The organism is Nitrosopumilus sp. b1, assembly GCF_014078545.1.
Lineage (GTDB): Archaea > Thermoproteota > Nitrososphaeria > Nitrososphaerales > Nitrosopumilaceae > PXYB01.
In genome coordinates this window covers 1-571 of the sequence record NZ_MU078810.1, presented here as the reverse complement: position 1 = coordinate 571, position 571 = coordinate 1, and the positions used below count along the sequence as shown (strand labels likewise).

1 protein-coding gene is annotated in these 571 nt (G+C 34.9%); it reads right to left on the bottom strand.

Annotated features, from left to right (window positions below):
• Positions 1 to 163 precede the first annotated feature (163 nt).
• The coding region (locus C6988_RS11045; protein WP_182135506.1) for a DNA methyltransferase at positions 164 to 571 on the bottom strand (408 nt) is incomplete at its 5' end.

The window sequence follows — 571 nt, the reverse complement described above, 5'->3', positions numbered from 1 at the left end:
TGTCGAAGTAAATGGTCCTGTACAAACTGAGAGACAAAAACTAGAGATGATTGCAAAATCTTTGGGTGAGAATCCAGTTGGTATGACAACTGATGAGCTACGAGAGCTTATCTCAAAAAAGATGGGAAAGAAGATAGAGCCTGATTCAGAAAAGTCTGATTAATTATTTTTTAATTCGGTAGATGTTTTTGTCTAGTCGTTTTTTTGCAAAATTATAATACTCTTTTACAATTTCAAATCCCAAAAACTTTCTTCCTTGCTTTTTGCTAATCATTGCAACTTGTCCTGAGCCTAAAAATGGGTCTAGTACTAGATCATTTTTCTTACTAGAGTAGTAGAGAATCTTCTCAATTAGCTCTGCAGGAAGTTTAGTTGGTGTTTTCTCATCGCCAGTCCAGTATTCTCGCTTGATATTCCATACGTCTTCTTTGTCCTTATAGTGAAGACTACGTCCTTCAGAGGTCTTGGAATCTTTTTTGAATCGAGAAAAGGGATAGAATTTTCTCTTTTTTGGATTTTTGCAAACATAAAGGCAGTGATAGTGAGAGGTAACAAATTTTGTTTTAGTTAC